A 15,420-nucleotide genomic window follows, 5' to 3' on the forward strand; every position below is an offset into this window, starting at 1 on the left:
AGGCCCGCAAGGAACATGGTGGGGGCGAAGCGCCGTCCCCACAGGTTCTGTAAAACGATCAATCAGGCTTGTGATCGACCCACTTCGGCGCCACCGGGGCGATGAAGCTGTCCATGCCATCGAGCAGCTCATCCGCCTGCTGACCGAGCAACAGCATCGCCCGGTGCTGCGGCCGCACGAAACCTTCCTCGACGATATGGTCGAGGAAGCCGCCAAGCTTTTCATAGAAGCCATTCACATCCAGCAGCCCCAGCGGCTTGGCGTGATAGCCCAGTTGGCCCCAGGTCCAGACCTCGAACAACTCTTCCAGCGTACCCAGCCCACCCGGTAGGGCGATGAAGGCATCGCTGAGCTCGGCCATGCGCGCCTTGCGGGCATGCATGCCGTCGACCACCTCCAGGCGCGTCAGCCCTTTGTGGCCGACTTCGGCGTCCATCAGGCTCTGCGGGATGATGCCGATGACTTCGCCACCAGCGGCCATGGCAGCATCGGCGACGATGCCCATGAGGCCGACGGCGCCACCGCCGTAGACCAGAGTCAGGCCGCGGTGGGCGATGGCCTGGCCGAGGGCGATGGCGGCCTCACGATAGGCCGGGTTGGCGCCGATGCTGGCGCCGCAGAAGACACAGACGGAACGTACGGGCATTGCTTATCTCCAGTGCAGTTCACCCGCTGCGCAGGCAGCGGGGCACACAGGGTAAGACGCAATGCCGCGTGCTCCAAGCGTCGATTTCACTCCGGTCGGGCGAACTCGCAGACCGCAGCACCGGTTGCGCCGCACGCATAGGCAGCCAACAGGCCGCGCATGAAATTTCCGAGATTCATGGCACTTGCTCCTAAATGAGAGGTTGTCCCATCGTCTATCAAGCAGGCATGATGTGCTCTTAGATTGTTTGTATACAATCCATTGAACAATACTACTGGCTGGCTCATTGATGGCCCTTGATTCAAATCAGCAAGGGCCTGGCCGGTTTCAGGCAGTCTCGCAATTGATAAAACCCTGCCAAGGAGATTCACGATGTTTGCGAAAGCTGTAGCGGTATCCCTGCTGACCCTCGCCAGCGCTTCTGTCTTTGCCGCCGACTGCAAGGTGACTGTCGACTCTACCGACCAGATGTCGTTCAACACCAAGGAGTTCACCGTCGACAAGAGCTGCAAGACCGTCGAGATCGAACTGACTCATGGTGGCAGCCTGCCGAAGAACGTCATGGGCCATAACCTGGTGATCAGCAAGACTGCCGACATGCAGGCCATTGCCACCGAGGGCATGACCCAGGGTCTGGACAAGGACTACATCAAGGCTGACAACGCTGCGATCATCGCCCACACCAAGATGATCGGCGCTGGCGAGAAAGACACCATCAAGCTGGACACCTCCAAGCTCGAAGCCGGTGGCGACTACAGCTTCTTCTGCACCTTCCCGGGCCACATCTCGATGATGAAGGGCAAGGTTGTCGTCAAGTAATGGCTGTTGTGTAGGGCCTTAAGGCCCAATTCGCGGGCAAGCCCGCTCCCACAGGTTGTTCACTACCCTTGAGAACAGTGAGCAACTTGTGGGAGCGGGCTTGCCCGCGAAGCTTTTCAAGGGGCGAACGGCAGTTCGCGCTTGTGCTGGGTCTTGCGGTAGGTGGCGACGATAATGTCGAAGGCTTCCTGGCGCACCGACTCACCGTGCAGGAAGGCGTCGATCTCCTTGTAGGTCACCCCGTGCGATGCCTCGTCCGGCTTGCCTGGTTCCAGGTCTTCCAGATCTGCAGTCGGCACCTTCTCCACCAGCGATTCCGGCGCACCGAAGCTGCGCGCGATCGCCCGCACCTGGTTCTTCACCAGCCCGCTCAGCGGCACCAGGTCACAGGCACCATCACCGAACTTGGTAAAGAAGCCCATCACCGCCTCGGCGGCGTGGTCGGTGCCGATCACCAGGCCTGCGCGCGCGCCAGCGATGGTGTACTGGGCGACCATGCGGGTGCGCGCCTTGACGTTGCCGACGACGAAGTCGACCAGGGTCGGCGAGCCGTTCTTCAGTTCCGCCACTTCGGCGGCCAGGGCCCTGACAGCCGGGGCGATATCGACGGTGTGCACTTCGTCTGCCTTGATCACCTCCAGGCAGGCCTGGGCGTCGTGCTCGTCGTGCTGCACCTGGTAGGGCAGGCGCACGGCGATGAAGGTGTAGGCCTGGTCGCCGGTCTCGGCGCGCAGTTCATTGATAGCGCGTTGGGCGAGCAGGGCAGCGGTCAGCGAATCGACGCCGCCGCTGATGCCTAGCACCAGGGTCTTGAGCCGGGCGTTGGCCAGGCAGTCCTTGATGAAGGCCACGCGCCGGGCCACTTCCTTCTCGAGCGCGGCGGCGTCGGCGAAGGGCGGCTGTACCTTGAGCGCCTGGGCAATCTCTTGCTGAACGGCTTGCATGGGTTACTCCTTGCTAGGGACTTTGAATACGTGACGCAGGTAGGCGACGAAGTTCTCGTCGCGGCATTGGGTCTTGGCGGCTTCGTCGGAAATCTTCGCCACTGGCGAGCCGTTGCAGTCGGTCATTTTAAGCACGATGCTCATCGGCGCCACACCCGGAATGTCACAGGTCAGGTTGGTGCCGATGCCGAAGCTGACATTGATGCGACCGCGCAGTGCGCGGAAGATCTGCAGGGTGCGCGGCAGATCCAGGCCATCGGAGAACACCAGGGTCTTGGTCATCGGATCGATCCCCAGCTTGCGGTAGTGCGCGATGGCCTTTTCCGCCCAGGCCACCGGCTCGCCGGAATCGTGGCGCAGGCCGTCGAAGAGCTTGGCGAAGTACAGGTCGAAGTCGCCGAGGAATGCATCCATGGTGATGCAGTCGGTCAAGGCGATGCCGAGCAGCCCGCGGTACTCGCGCACCCAGCAGTCCAGTGCGGCGATCTGGCTGTCGATCAGCCGTGGGCCGAGTTGCTGGTGGGCCATGATCCATTCGTGGGCCATGGTGCCAAGTGGCTTGATATCCAGTTTCCATGCCAGGTCGACGTTACTGGTGCCGACGAAGCGTGCCGGGAAGTCATCGCGCATCACCCGCACCACTTCTTCCTGCACGCGGCTCGAGAAGCGTCGGCGGGTGCCGAAGTCGGCGACCTGCAGGGCGCCCAGCTCCTCTTCGCTGGCATTGGCGCGCAACCAGTCGAACTTGCGATGGAGCTGGTCGCGCGCAGCGTTCAGGCGCATCTGCGGATGCAGGTGGCGGTTGCGCACTTCACTGATGATCGCCAGCAGCGGCACCTCGAACAGGATCACGTGCAGCCACGGGCCGCGCAGGCGCAGGAACAGCTGGTCGTGCTCGATGCCGATGCGCAGGTAGCGCAGGTTGAAGCGGAACAGGCCGAGAAAGCGCAGGAAGTCGGGCTTGAGGAAGCTGATGCGCTCGAGGAAGGTCAGTTGGCCGTCGTCGAGGGTGAGGTCGGCCAGCCGTTCGATCTGCCGGCGGATTTCGCCCAGATAGGGGCGCAGGTCTTCGCCATTGCGGCAGCGGAATTCCCATTCCACGTCGGCGTCCGGGTAGTTGTGCAGGACGCCCTGCATCATGGTGAGCTTGTAGAAGTCGGTGTCGAGCAGGTTATGCACGATGCGCTCGGCGAATGCGCTCTCGCTCATTGAATGGCTCCAGGGCGGCGATTGGTGCCTATTGTGCCAGCTTCGAGAGGGGGCCAGGGATTTGTGGTGGCCTCTTTGTGGGGAAACGCCGCCTGAATGCGAAAAGGCCATCATCGATAAACCCCATTCCCCGTCACAGCGTCTAGCCTTGAAACAGTGCCTGCCTGTAGCAGTCGCGCACCAGCGGTGTGCACTTCGGTGACGTCATGCTGTTACAGGATGGTTGCACGTAAACACTTGCGAGGGTTGCAATGATGGCACCTTGCGGTTGCTCCTTTGTTTTGCGTTCAGTGGCGCCTGCCCTGTGGCAGACGGTTGCACGCTCAATAAAGAAACGACCGGCGGAGGTCTGCAGTGGCCCAGCGGAGTGTGTTTTCCCGGAAGACAAAACCGATGGCACGGCCCTTGCTCAGAGCACAGGGTTGATGAAGTTGTAGTGCCAACTAAAAAAACTCTAGGAGCACCACCTCATGTCGCAGACGTTTTACAAGAAAGGTTTCCTGGCACTGGCCGTGGCTACGGCACTGGGTGTTTCTTCGTATGTACAGGCCGACGTAAAGATCGGCGTAGCGGGCCCGATGACCGGCGCCAACGCAGCGTTTGGCGAGCAATACATGAAGGGCGCCCAGGCGGCAGCCGATGTGGTCAACAAGGCCGGCGGCATCAACGGCGAGAAGATCGTCCTGGTCAAGGGCGATGACGCCTGCGAGCCGAAGCAGGCCGTGGCCGTTGCCAACCGCCTGGTCGATCAGGACAAGGTGATCGGCGTGGTCGGACACTTCTGCTCCTCCAACACCATTCCCGCCTCCGAGGTGTACGACGAAGCGGGCGTCATCGCGATCACCCCCGGGTCGACCAACCCGCAGGTCACCGAGCGTGGCCTGTCGGCCATGTTCCGCATGTGTGGGCGTGACGACCAGCAGGGCATCGTAGCTGGCGACTACATCGTCGATGTGCTCAAGGGCAAGAAGGTCGCGGTCCTGCACGACAAGGACACCTATGGCCAGGGCCTGGCCGATGCGACCAAGGCGCAGCTCGAGAAGCGCGGCGTCAAGCCTGTGCTGTACGAAGGCCTGACCCGTGGCGAGAAGGACTTCAGCGCCGTGGTCACCAAGATCCGCTCCACCGGTGCCGACGTCGTCTACTTCGGCGGCCTGCACCCGGAAGCCGGTCCGCTGGTGCGCCAACTGCGCGAGCAGGGCCTGAAGGACGTCAAGTTCATGTCCGACGACGGTATCGTCACCGACGAACTGGTGGCCACCGCAGGCGGTGCGCAATACACCGACGGCGTGTACATGACCTTTGGTGCCGACCCGCGCTTGCTGCCGGACAGCAAGGCGGTGGTCGAGGAGTTCCGCAAGGCCGGCACCGAGCCTGAAGGCTACACCCTGTACGCCTACGCCTCGATCCAGGCGCTGGCCGCCGCGTTCAACGGCGCCAAGTCGAACAAGGGCGAAGACGCCGCCAAGTGGCTCAAGGCCAATCCGGTCAAGACCGTCATGGGCGAGAAGAAGTGGGACAGCAAGGGCGACCTGACCGTCTCCGACTACGTGGTCTACCAGTGGGATGCCAACGGCAAGTACCACCAGCTGGAAAAACAAAAATAACAATGGCTTGAAGCCCGGTCGCCTTGGCGCACCGGGCCGCGGCCCCGCGGTATTTGTACTTTATCCGTAGATCTGCACAGTCCTGCGCGGCGAGGGACGCTCTGCCCTTGCCCTCGCCGTGGTCGGCGCTCGTGCAATCTCAACAGGTGAGATTGCGTTATGGATGGTATTTTCCTGCAGCAACTGATCAATGGGCTGACCCTCGGGTCTGTCTATGGTCTGATCGCCATCGGCTACACAATGGTCTATGGCATCATCGGCATGATCAACTTCGCGCACGGCGAGGTGTATATGATCTCCGCGTATCTCGCGGCAATCAGCCTGGCATTGCTGGCCTACTTCGGTATCGAATCCTTCCCGCTGCTGATGCTTGGCACGCTGTTGTTCACCATTGTCGTCACCGGTGTCTATGGCTTCACCATCGAGCGCATCGCCTACAAGCCACTGCGCAACTCCACCCGCCTGGCGCCGCTGATCAGCGCCATCGGTATCTCGCTGATCCTGCAGAACTACGCGCAACTCAGCCAGGGGGCGCGCCAGCAAGGCGTACCGACCCTGCTCGAAGGTGCCTGGCGCGTCGATATCGGCACCGGCTTCGTCCAGCTCACCTACACCAAGATCTTCATCCTGGTGGCCGCTTTCGTCGGCATGGGCCTGCTCACCTATGTCATCAAGTACACCAAGCTCGGGCGCATGTGCCGCGCCACCCAGCAGGACCGCAAGATGGCGTCGATCCTCGGGATCAACACCGACCGGGTGATCTCCTATGTGTTCGTCATCGGTGCGGTGATGGCAGCGCTGGCGGGTGTGCTGATCACCATGAACTACGGCACCTTCGACTTCTATGCGGGCTTCATCATCGGCATCAAGGCGTTCACTGCCGCGGTACTCGGGGGCATCGGCTCGCTACCGGGCGCCATGCTCGGCGGGATCATCCTGGGCATTTCCGAGTCGCTGTTCTCTGGGCTGGTCAACTCCGACTACAAGGACGTATTCAGCTTCTCGCTGTTGGTGATAATCCTCATCTTCCGTCCACAAGGCCTGCTCGGTCGCCCGCTCGTGGCTAAGGTGTGATCATGTCCGTTGCCAATACTGCCTCCACTTCCCCAAGCAAGGGTTTCGACATCAAGCGCAGCCTGATCGAGACCCTCGTCGCCGGCCTGCTGGCGCTCATCGTTTTCGGACCGGTCGTCGGCGTGGTGCTCGACGGCTACAGCTTCAATGCACAACCCCAGCGCGTAGCCTGGCTGGTCGGCGGGGTGATGATCGGTCGCTTCGTGCTCAGCCTGTTCCTGCAGACAACCACCGGCCAACGCCTACTGCAAGGTTTCGACAGCGGCGGCTCAGGCGTGCACGTGCTGGCACCCGACTACAAGTCGCGCCTGCGCTACATCATCCCGGCGTTGATCGTCATCGCCATCGTCTTCCCGATCTTTGCCAACAAGTACTTGCTGACCGTGGTCATCCTCGGGCTGATCTATGTGCTGCTGGGGTTGGGCCTGAACATCGTGGTCGGCCTGGCCGGGTTGCTCGACCTGGGTTACGTGGCGTTCTACGCCATTGGCGCCTATGGCCTGGCGCTGGGCTACCAGTACCTGGGGCTGGGCTTCTGGAGCGTGCTGCCGCTGGCGGCCATCGCTGCGGCACTGGCCGGATGCATACTGGGCTTCCCGGTGTTGCGCATGCATGGCGACTACCTGGCGATCGTGACCCTGGGCTTCGGTGAGATCATCCGCCTGGTGCTGAACAACTGGCTGTCGTTCACCGGTGGCCCGAACGGTATGCCGGCGCCGTCGCCGACCTTCTTCGGGCTGGAGTTCGGCCGTCGGGCGAAGGATGGCGGGGTGCCGTTCCACGAGTTCTTCGGTATCGAATACAACGCCAACTACAAGTTCCTGTTCATCTACATCGTGCTGTTCCTGGTGGTATTGGCGGTGCTCTACATCAAGCACCGGCTGACGCGCATGCCGGTCGGCCGCGCTTGGGAGGCGCTGCGCGAAGACGAGATCGCCTGCCGTTCGATGGGCCTGAACCACGTGCTGGTCAAGCTTTCGGCCTTCACCCTTGGCGCGTCTACTGCCGGTCTTGCCGGGGTGTTCTTCGCCACTTACCAAGGCTTCGTCAACCCGTCCTCGTTCACCTTCTTCGAATCGGCGTTGATCCTGGCCATCGTCGTGCTGGGCGGGATGGGCTCGACCGTGGGCGTGGTGATCGCCGCCTTCGTGCTGACCGTGGCGCCGGAGCTGCTACGCAGCTTCTCCGAGTACCGCGTGCTGCTGTTCGGTGTGCTGATGGTGCTGATGATGATCTGGCGACCGCGAGGGCTGATTCGCATCAGCCGCACTGGCGTGGTCCCACGTAAAGGAGTGGCGCCATGAGCGACGAAATCATTCTCTCGGTCGACAACCTGATGATGCAGTTCGGCGGCATCAAGGCGCTCAGCGACGTCAGCCTGAAGGTCAAGCGCAACCAGATCTTCGCCCTGATCGGCCCCAACGGCGCCGGCAAGACCACGGTGTTCAACTGCCTGACCGGCTTCTACAAGGCCAGCGGTGGGCGTATCGAGCTGAACGTGCGTGGCAGCCACACCAACGTCATCCAACTGCTGGGCGAACGCTTCGAGGCGACGGATTTCGTTTCGCCGGCCCGCTTCGCCAATCGTCTGTACTACAAGATGTTCGGCGGTACCCATCTGGTGAACCGCGCGGGCCTTGCGCGCACCTTCCAGAACATTCGTCTGTTCAAGGAAATGTCGGTGGTGGAAAACCTGCTGGTGGCCCAGCACATGTGGGTCAACCGCAACCTGCTGGCCGGGGTGCTCAACACCAAGGGGTATCGCCAGGCCGAAAGCGACGCGCTGGATCACGCGTTCTACTGGTTGGAGGTGGTCGATCTGGTCGATTGCGCCAACCGCCTGGCTGGCGAGTTGTCGTACGGTCAGCAGCGTCGGCTGGAGATCGCCCGGGCCATGTGCACGCGGCCGAAGATCATCTGCCTGGACGAGCCGGCCGCCGGTCTCAACCCGCAGGAGACCGAGGCGCTGAGTCGTATGATCCGTGTGCTGCGCGACGAACACGACATCACCGTGGTGCTGATCGAGCACGACATGGGCATGGTCATGAGCATTTCCGATCACATCGTCGTGCTCGACCACGGCAATGTGATCGCCGAAGGCGCTCCGCAGGACATCCGCAACAACCCGACGGTAATCGCCGCCTACCTGGGTGCCGACGAAGAGGAACTGATATGAGTGCACCCATTCTCGAGCTCAAGGACCTGGATGTGTTCTACGGGCCGATCCAGGCGCTGAAGAAGGTCTCGATGCATATCGAGGAGGGCGAGACGGTCAGCCTGATCGGTGCCAACGGCGCGGGCAAGTCCACGCTGCTGATGTCGATCTTCGGCCAACCGCGGGCAGCTTCCGGGCAGATCCTCTACCGTGGCACCGACATTACCCGCAAGTCGTCGCACTACATCGCCTCCAACGGCATCGCCCAGTCACCGGAAGGGCGGCGGGTGTTCCCCGACATGACCGTCGAGGAGAACCTGATGATGGGCACCATCCCCATCGGCGACAAGCATGCCGACGAAGACATGCAGCGCATGTACGAGCTGTTCCCGCGACTCAAGGAGCGACGCAACCAGCGGGCCATGACCATGTCCGGCGGCGAGCAACAGATGCTGGCCATCGCCCGCGCCTTGATGAGCCGGCCCAAGCTGCTGTTGCTGGACGAGCCGTCGCTGGGGTTGGCGCCGATCGTGGTCAAGCAGATCTTCTCGACCCTGCGCGAACTGGCCAAGACCGGCATGACCATTTTCCTGGTCGAGCAGAACGCCAACCATGCGCTGAAACTGTCGGACCGGGCCTATGTGATGGTCAACGGGCAGATCCGCATGACCGGGACCGGGCAGGAGTTGCTGGTCAACGAAGAGGTGCGTAGCGCCTATCTGGGCGGGCATTGAGGTGTGGCAGGGGCTGCTTTGCGGCCCCGGTCGCCAATGTGGACAACTTGTCGCACATCCCGCTTGAACCACCGTAGATTCCCTGCATAACCCCTTGTTTCCACAGGCACGATGTTTTCCACGATTAATGTGGAACCGCCTGTGGAAAACATGGTGGCATGTCGCTGGATCCCACGTATCCAAAGGCCTGCATGGCGTTGGTCAATATTTGATCAGTCACGCTTTGTGCACTATTGCGTCGCGCTTTTGCCCATGAATCGCGGCTCGAAATCGCTGTTGCCTTTCTGTGGATAAGTCTGTGCGCAACCCTTGGACAGACTGCTGGACACAGCATGGTTGAAAGCGTTGCGCCATCACCTGAGCGTTCTGAAAGAGTTTATCCAGGTCAAAGGGTTCCCTTTGACCGACGAGTTGCCCCCAATCCATGGGGAAAGCCTTGTGGATAAGATGCGTATAGCCTGCACCAGCCCTTGTGCTGCAAGGCTTTCGAGGTGTTGCCTGTTTTTTGACCAGTACCGAAAACGGCTTGCTGCCAGCGTGCGCCGCGGGCATGCTGCAAGGCCTGCGACGACCCCTACAGCGAAGGAGAACAGCATGACGTCCACCGTATTCATCACAGGTGCCACTTCCGGTTTCGGTGAAGCCACTGCCCGTCGTTTCGCCGACGCTGGCTGGAAGCTGGTGCTTACCGGTCGCCGCAAGGAGCGCCTGGATGCCCTGTGCGCCGAGCTGTCGGCCAAGACCGAGGTGCTCGGCCTGGTGGTCGATGTGCGCGACCGCAAGGCGATGGAGGCGGCCATTGCCAGCCTGCCGCCGGCCTTCGACAAGCTGCAGGGCCTGGTCAACAACGCAGGGCTGGCCCTGGGCGCCGACCCTGCACCGCAGTGCGACCTGGACGACTGGGAAACCATGGTCGATACCAACATCAAGGGCCTGATGTACACCACCCGCCTGCTGTTGCCGCGCCTGATCGCCCATGGCCGTGGCGCAAGCATCCTCAATGTGGGTTCGGTGGCGGGTAACTATCCCTATCCGGGCAGCCATGTGTATGGCGGCACCAAGGCCTTTGTCGGGCAGTTCTCCCTGAGCCTGCGCTGCGACCTGCGCGGCACCGGCGTACGGGTGACCAACATCGAGCCGGGCCTGTGCGAAAGCGAGTTCTCGCTGGTGCGCTTCGGTGGCGACCAGTCGCGCTACGACGCTACCTACGCGGGCGCCGAGCCGATCCAGCCGCAGGACATCGCTGACACTATCTTCTGGGTGCTCAACCAGCCGGCGCACATCAACATCAACAACCTTGAGCTGATGCCGGTAAGTCAGGACTGGGCTGGGTTCTCGATCGACCGTTCGGCCAAGGGCTGAAAACGGTTCCACGCCAGCCCTTGCAGGAGCGGCGGTTCGGCGCCCCTACATCAATCAGAGCAGGCGTTGCAGGCCTTCGAGGCAGGTGGCCAGGTGGTAGGGCGTGGTGGACGGCATGTCGTGTCGGCTGACTGCGCCCTGGCCGTCGCGGCATTCGTGCCAGCCGCCGGCATGCAGGAAGTTGTCTTCGAGGGCTTTGAGCTGGGTCATCAGCTTCGCCTCGTTGCCTGGCTTCAATGCCAGCGCCCGCAGATATTCGGCCTGGGCCCAGATCCGCTGGGTCGCATCGATCACCTTGCCTTCGACATCCAGCGAAGCGAGCACCGCCGCGTCCTTCACGCCGCAGCGCTCGGCGTACTCGAATGCCCGGCTGATCGATGCATGCAGCGGTGTGCCGCGCAGCAGTGGCGAGGTGTCGAGCAGGTAGAACCATTCGAACTGGTGCCCAGGCTCGAACCAGTTATCCACAGCACCGCGGGGTTTCTCCAGCATCACGCCGTGGGTCGGATCGATAAACTGCGCCTGCAGGGCTGTGCATAACTGCAGCAGGGCCGCTTGCGCGGCATCGTCCTCGCGCACGGCCAGGGTCTGCAGGAAGGCTTCGGCCAGGTGCATCTGCGGGTTCTGCAGCGGGCCGCTGCCAAGATCGGACCAATCTTCGCCGAGCACGGCTTCGTACAGGCCATCATCCCGGGCGAACTGCTCCTCGATGATTTCCAGGGCGGCGTTCAGCGCCGACTCGACCAGCCCTTCGCGGACCTTGCCCCAGTAGTGGGCGCAGGCGAAGACGATGAAGGCGTGGGTGTAGAGGTCCTTGCGTCGGTCCAGTGGCTTGCCGTCGGCATCGATGCTGTAGAACCAGCCGCCGTGCTCGGCATCGTGAAAATGCCGTTGCAGCGAGCGGAACAGGGCGGCGGCGCGCTCGGCGGCACCGGGTTGCTCGATGCGGCTGCTGAACAGGTACAGCTGGCGTGCGCAGGCCATGGCGCGGTAGCGCTGCACCGGCAGGGGGTGGTGTTCGGCGTCGAGGGCTTCGAAGGGCAGGGCCATGTCGGCGTTCCAACCGGGACCTTGCCACAAGGGCACGATGCGCTTGGCGAAATGTTCGCGCACAGAAGCCAGGCAGGTACTCAGCTCGGACGGGGTAGGGCGGGGGTTGGACATGAAGGCGCTCGTCGCAATCGGGCAGGGCGCCATGGTAGCAGAACTGGGGGAGGGGTTGATTGTGCCGGCCGCTTCGCAGGCTTCAGCCCGGATTCCCCAACCCCTGCCAATGCCGCGCCCCGACGAAAATGAAGCGCAGTTGCTGGGTGATCTTGTCCTGCGCGGTCAGCGCCTGCGGGCAAGCCGGATCAGGGCTGTCGATCAGCTCTGGCAGGGTGGCGAACACGGTCTTGACCACCAGGTCGGCCATCACCCCGAGGGCGGCGCTGTCCAGATGCTGCCAGCGGGTCATGCGTGCAAGGTCGGTGGCCAGGTCAGAGCTGATATCCCGGCGCAGTCGGGCGATGGCCTGGCGCACGGGCTGCGAGCCGCCGTACTGTTCACGGGCGAGGAACAGGAACTGGGCGCGGTGTGCCGCTACCACATCGAGGAAGATACGTACCGAGGCGTCGGTGATGCCACCGAGTTCGAATTCGTTGTGGCGCACCAGGCGAATGGTCTGGCGGAAGGTGGCATCGACCTCGGCGACCAGCGCCAGGCCCAGGGCATCCATGTCGGGGAAATGCCGGTAGAAACCGGTGGGGACGATGCCGGCCGCCTTGGCCACTTCGCGCAGACTGATGCTGCCGAAGCCCCGGCCACTCTCCATGAGCTGGCAGGCGGCGTCGAGCAAGGCCTGGCGGGTCTGTTGCTTCTGTTCGGCACGCGGCAGCATGGGGCTCTGGATTCTGTGACTGTACGGCTTGGCACTCTAGATAAAAAAACGAAGCCCGGTCAATGGACCGGGCTTTGGAGGGGAGCAAGCGCTGTATGTCGAGTTGTCGTTATCAGCCATGGGCATCAGCTCACGCGGCGGATTTCGACCAGACGATCAGAGCCACCTTCGGCTACGCGGTTGTTGCGTTCGATCAGACGATCCGAGCCACCTTCGGCAACGCGGTTGTTACGTTCGATCAGACGGTCCGAGCCACCTTCGGCAACGCGGTTGTTGCGTTCGATCAGACGGTCCGAGCCACCTTCGGCAACGCGGTTGTTGCGTTCGATCAGACGGTCAGAACCACCTTCGGCTACGCGGTTGTTGCGTTCGATCAGACGGTCCGAGCCACCTTCGGCGACGCGGTTGTTGCGTTCGATCAGACGATCAGAGCCACCTTCGGCAACTGTCTTCAGGGGCTGGGAAATCACTGCCGAGCTGGAACGGGCTTCGGCACTCAGGTGTTGGTCGGCAGCCGGCAAGGCGAAGGCGTTGGCGGCCAGGATGGAAAGACTCAGGCTCAGCAGCAGTTGGCGTTTCATGATTCGGTGCTCCTCGTGGGACGCTGGAAAGTGGGTACGAGGGCAATGCTACGCTTGGTAACTCAAGAAAAAAGTTCATATGGCTAATGGTAACAATCGACGTAAATGATGGTTGACCGGGAAGGCTCTGGATCAATGATTTCGGGGTGGTTGGTGGCTACGTGCTACCGCGTTTCACCGGTAACATCCAGGTCGATTTCACCCGCAAAGCTGAGGAATGGGTCAGAAAAAACTTCGCTATCATTGCCGTCGTCGATAAAACCCCTCGGGCTTTCATCAGTCCGAAGTAGGGAATGCCTTTGCCGCACCGCTTCAAGTCTTGCAGTCAGGAGAACCCCGCAATGACGCGCCCCGCCAGAATCTTCACCTGGATCCTCGCCAGCCTCGCGGCCTTGCTGGCGATACTGGTGGTGGTGATTGCCACCTTCGACTGGAACCGTATCAAGCCGCTGCTCAACGAGAAGGTCTCCGAAGCGCTGCACCGCCCGTTCGCCATCAATGGCAACCTCGCCGTGCACTGGCAGCGCGAGCCCGATGAGGGCGGCTGGCGCGCCTGGGTGCCTTGGCCGCGCTTCGTGGCCGAAGACCTGACCCTGGGCAACCCCGACTGGCTCAAGGAGCCGCAGATGGTCGGCCTGGAGCGTGTCGAGTTTCGCCTGTCGCCGCTGCCGCTGTTGTTCCAGCAGATCTCGATCCCCCGAATCGACCTCACTCATCCCACCGCCAGTCTCACGCGCCTGGCTGACGGCCGCGCCAACTGGACTTTCGATTTCGGGCCCAAGGACGAGAACGCCGAACCTTCCAGGTGGGTGCTCGATATCGGGGCGATCGGATTCGATCAGGGTAATGTGCGCTTCGACGACCAGACCCTGAAGACCGACATGAAGGTGCAGATCGACCCGCTGGGCAAGCCGATCCCGTTCAGCGAGATCGTCGGCAAGGCCAGCGCGGAAAAAGCCGGTGGCGCGCAGGATTACGCGTTCGGGCTCAAGGCCGAAGGCCGCTACAAGGGCCAGCCAGTGTCCGCGACCGGCAAGATCGGCGGCCTGCTGGCGCTGCAGGACGCCAGGCAGCCATTCCCGTTGCAGGTCGATGCGCGCGTAGGCGACACCCGCGCAGCCGTCGCCGGCACCCTGACCGACCCACGCAATCTCGGCGCTCTGGACCTGCGCCTGAAGCTTTCCGGCAGCAGCCTGGGCAACCTCTACCCGCTGACCGGTGTGACCCTGCCCGATACCCCGGCGTATTCCACCGACGGCCACCTCAGCGCCAACCTGCATGATCCGCAGGGCGCGCGTTTCCGCTACGAAGGCTTCAACGGCAAGATCGGTGACAGCGACATCCATGGCGACCTGGCCTTCGTCGCCAGCCAGCCACGCCCCAAGCTCTCCGGCAACCTGGTCTCCAATCAGTTGCTGTTCAAGGACCTGGCGCCACTGATCGGCGCCGATTCCAATGCCGAGCAAAAAGCCCGTGGTGGTGCCAGCAAGCAGCCGACCGGCAAGGTGCTGCCGGTAGAGGAGTTCCGCACCGACCGCTGGCGGGCGATGGATGCCGACGTGACGTTCGCTGGCAAGCGCATCGTGCATAGCGAGCAGTTGCCGTTCAAGGATCTGTCTGCCCATGTGGTGCTCGAGGACGGTCTGCTGCGTATGGTCCCGCTGCGCTTTGGCGTGGCCGGCGGCAACCTCGATGCCAGTATTCGCCTCGATGGCCGCTCGGTGCCGATGCAGGGCCGGGCACGCCTGACTGCCCGCGGCTTCAAGCTCAAGGAGCTGTTCCCCACCTTCGCGCCGATGCAGACCAGCTTCGGCGAGCTGAACGGCGACGCCGACCTGAGCGGTCGCGGCAACTCTGTGGCGGCGTTGCTGGGCACCTCCAACGGCGACCTGCGCCTGCTGATCAATGATGGTGCGATCAGCCGCAGCCTGATGGAGATCGCCGGGCTCAACGTCGGCAACTACGTGGTCGACAAGCTGTTTGGCGACGAGGATGTGAAGATCAACTGCGCGGCGGCCGACGTCGGTATCAAGGATGGCCTGGCGACCACGCGGCTGTTCGTGTTCGACACCGAGAACGCGATCATCTACATCGATGGCACGGCGAATTTCGCCAGCGAGCAACTGGACCTGAAGGTCACTCCGGAATCCAAGGGGCTGCGCCTGTTCTCGCTGCGCTCACCGCTGTATGTGCGTGGGCCGTTCGCCAAGCCCAGTGCTGGCGTGCAAGCGGTGCCGCTGGCCTTGCGTGGCGCAGGGATGGTAGCGCTGGGTGTGGCGATCGGGCCGGCCGCCGGGTTGCTGGCGCTGATCGCTCCGAGTGGTGATGTGCCCAACCAGTGCACGCCGCTGCTGGAGCGGATGAAGGCCGGCAAGGCGCCTGCGGCGGTGAAGCCGAAGAAGTAGAGGGC

14 protein-coding genes are annotated in these 15,420 nt (G+C 62.6%); 8 read left to right on the forward strand and 6 right to left on the reverse strand.

The annotated features are described in order from the left end of the window. Positions 1-58: 58 nt before the first annotated feature. Positions 59-646, reverse strand: a complete 588-nt coding sequence (locus ACNFHO_RS20570; RefSeq protein WP_054894542.1) for a TIGR00730 family Rossman fold protein — start codon at positions 644-646, stop codon at positions 59-61. 372 nt (positions 647-1,018) lie between these two features. Here ACNFHO_RS20570 and azu point away from each other — a divergent pair, with 372 nt between their 5' ends. Beyond that, positions 1,019-1,465, forward strand: coding sequence for an azurin (azu, locus tag ACNFHO_RS20575; protein WP_054894543.1), 447 nt, complete (start codon positions 1,019-1,021; stop codon positions 1,463-1,465). 116 nt (positions 1,466-1,581) lie between these two features. On the opposite strand, the gene nadE is transcribed toward azu, so the two are convergent. Together nadE and pncB are read right to left on the reverse strand one after the other, a co-directional pair. Further along, the gene (nadE, locus tag ACNFHO_RS20580; RefSeq protein WP_416767182.1) at positions 1,582-2,409 is read right to left on the reverse strand and encodes an ammonia-dependent NAD(+) synthetase; all 828 of its coding nucleotides are present in this window, start codon (positions 2,407-2,409) and stop codon (positions 1,582-1,584) included. A gap of 3 nt (positions 2,410-2,412) precedes the next feature. Continuing rightward, positions 2,413-3,618: a nicotinate phosphoribosyltransferase gene (gene pncB / locus ACNFHO_RS20585; RefSeq protein WP_054894545.1), complete on the reverse strand. Its 1,206-nt coding sequence runs from the start codon at positions 3,616-3,618 to the stop codon at positions 2,413-2,415. Between the two features lie 470 nt (positions 3,619-4,088). Here pncB and ACNFHO_RS20590 point away from each other — a divergent pair, with 470 nt between their 5' ends. The 6 genes from ACNFHO_RS20590 to ACNFHO_RS20615 all read left to right on the forward strand — a co-directional run bounded on the left by ACNFHO_RS20590 (position 4,089) and on the right by ACNFHO_RS20615 (position 10,550). Beyond that, complete coding sequence (locus tag ACNFHO_RS20590; protein ID WP_054894546.1) at positions 4,089-5,225, forward strand: branched-chain amino acid ABC transporter substrate-binding protein; 1,137 nt, start codon at positions 4,089-4,091, stop codon at positions 5,223-5,225. A gap of 159 nt (positions 5,226-5,384) precedes the next feature. Beyond that, a complete protein-coding gene (locus tag ACNFHO_RS20595) occupies positions 5,385-6,299 on the forward strand; it encodes an ABC transporter permease subunit (protein WP_054894547.1) in 915 nt (304 codons plus the stop codon). 2 nt (positions 6,300-6,301) lie between these two features. Continuing rightward, the gene (gene livM, locus ACNFHO_RS20600; protein ID WP_416767183.1) at positions 6,302-7,603 is read left to right on the forward strand and encodes a high-affinity branched-chain amino acid ABC transporter permease LivM; all 1,302 of its coding nucleotides are present in this window, start codon (positions 6,302-6,304) and stop codon (positions 7,601-7,603) included. Continuing rightward, positions 7,600-8,475 (forward strand): ATP-binding cassette domain-containing protein, encoded by an 876-nt coding sequence (locus ACNFHO_RS20605; protein WP_063546373.1) that lies wholly within the window; start codon positions 7,600-7,602, stop codon positions 8,473-8,475. The genes livM and ACNFHO_RS20605 overlap by 4 nt, the downstream gene beginning before the upstream one ends. Continuing rightward, positions 8,472-9,188: an ABC transporter ATP-binding protein gene (locus ACNFHO_RS20610; RefSeq protein ID WP_054894550.1), complete on the forward strand. Its 717-nt coding sequence runs from the start codon at positions 8,472-8,474 to the stop codon at positions 9,186-9,188. Before ACNFHO_RS20605 ends, ACNFHO_RS20610 begins: the two co-directional genes overlap by 4 nt. Before the next feature lie 594 nt (positions 9,189-9,782). Further along, entirely contained in the window at positions 9,783-10,550 is a 768-nt protein-coding gene (locus tag ACNFHO_RS20615; protein WP_054894551.1) for an SDR family oxidoreductase, read from the forward strand. A 54-nt stretch (positions 10,551-10,604) separates the two neighbouring features. Here ACNFHO_RS20615 and ACNFHO_RS20620 read toward each other — a convergent pair whose 3' ends face one another. From ACNFHO_RS20620 to ACNFHO_RS20630, 3 genes are all read right to left on the reverse strand, one after another. Further along, entirely contained in the window at positions 10,605-11,714 is a 1,110-nt protein-coding gene (locus ACNFHO_RS20620; protein ID WP_416767185.1) for an AGE family epimerase/isomerase, read from the reverse strand. 82 nt (positions 11,715-11,796) lie between these two features. Next, positions 11,797-12,429, reverse strand: coding sequence for a TetR family transcriptional regulator (locus ACNFHO_RS20625; RefSeq protein WP_054894553.1), 633 nt, complete (start codon positions 12,427-12,429; stop codon positions 11,797-11,799). 125 nt (positions 12,430-12,554) lie between these two features. Then, a complete protein-coding gene (locus ACNFHO_RS20630; protein WP_200603084.1) occupies positions 12,555-13,010 on the reverse strand; it encodes a phage infection protein in 456 nt (151 codons plus the stop codon). Between the two features lie 341 nt (positions 13,011-13,351). Here ACNFHO_RS20630 and ACNFHO_RS20635 point away from each other — a divergent pair, with 341 nt between their 5' ends. Then, entirely contained in the window at positions 13,352-15,415 is a 2,064-nt protein-coding gene (locus tag ACNFHO_RS20635; protein WP_416767187.1) for an AsmA family protein, read from the forward strand. Positions 15,416-15,420 lie beyond the last annotated feature (5 nt).

The sequence above is a fragment of the Pseudomonas sp. NY15374 genome (assembly GCF_048068255.1).
GTDB lineage: Bacteria > Pseudomonadota > Gammaproteobacteria > Pseudomonadales > Pseudomonadaceae > Aquipseudomonas > Aquipseudomonas machongensis.

What these genes read in the sequence shown, in the direction of transcription:
- ACNFHO_RS20570 (WP_054894542.1), bottom strand. Translation starts at nt 646, where the DNA reads ATGCCCGTACGTTCCGTCTGTGTCTTCTGCGGCGCCAGCATCGGCGCC.
- azu (WP_054894543.1), top strand. Translation starts at nt 1,019, where the DNA reads ATGTTTGCGAAAGCTGTAGCGGTATCCCTGCTGACCCTCGCCAGCGCT.
- nadE (WP_416767182.1), bottom strand. Translation starts at nt 2,409, where the DNA reads ATGCAAGCCGTTCAGCAAGAGATTGCCCAGGCGCTCAAGGTACAGCCG.
- pncB (WP_054894545.1), bottom strand. Translation starts at nt 3,618, where the DNA reads ATGAGCGAGAGCGCATTCGCCGAGCGCATCGTGCATAACCTGCTCGAC.
- ACNFHO_RS20590 (WP_054894546.1), top strand. Translation starts at nt 4,089, where the DNA reads ATGTCGCAGACGTTTTACAAGAAAGGTTTCCTGGCACTGGCCGTGGCT.
- ACNFHO_RS20595 (WP_054894547.1), top strand. Translation starts at nt 5,385, where the DNA reads ATGGATGGTATTTTCCTGCAGCAACTGATCAATGGGCTGACCCTCGGG.
- livM (WP_416767183.1), top strand. Translation starts at nt 6,302, where the DNA reads ATGTCCGTTGCCAATACTGCCTCCACTTCCCCAAGCAAGGGTTTCGAC.
- ACNFHO_RS20605 (WP_063546373.1), top strand. Translation starts at nt 7,600, where the DNA reads ATGAGCGACGAAATCATTCTCTCGGTCGACAACCTGATGATGCAGTTC.
- ACNFHO_RS20610 (WP_054894550.1), top strand. Translation starts at nt 8,472, where the DNA reads ATGAGTGCACCCATTCTCGAGCTCAAGGACCTGGATGTGTTCTACGGG.
- ACNFHO_RS20615 (WP_054894551.1), top strand. Translation starts at nt 9,783, where the DNA reads ATGACGTCCACCGTATTCATCACAGGTGCCACTTCCGGTTTCGGTGAA.
- ACNFHO_RS20620 (WP_416767185.1), bottom strand. Translation starts at nt 11,714, where the DNA reads ATGTCCAACCCCCGCCCTACCCCGTCCGAGCTGAGTACCTGCCTGGCT.
- ACNFHO_RS20625 (WP_054894553.1), bottom strand. Translation starts at nt 12,429, where the DNA reads ATGCTGCCGCGTGCCGAACAGAAGCAACAGACCCGCCAGGCCTTGCTC.
- ACNFHO_RS20630 (WP_200603084.1), bottom strand. Translation starts at nt 13,010, where the DNA reads ATGAAACGCCAACTGCTGCTGAGCCTGAGTCTTTCCATCCTGGCCGCC.
- ACNFHO_RS20635 (WP_416767187.1), top strand. Translation starts at nt 13,352, where the DNA reads ATGACGCGCCCCGCCAGAATCTTCACCTGGATCCTCGCCAGCCTCGCG.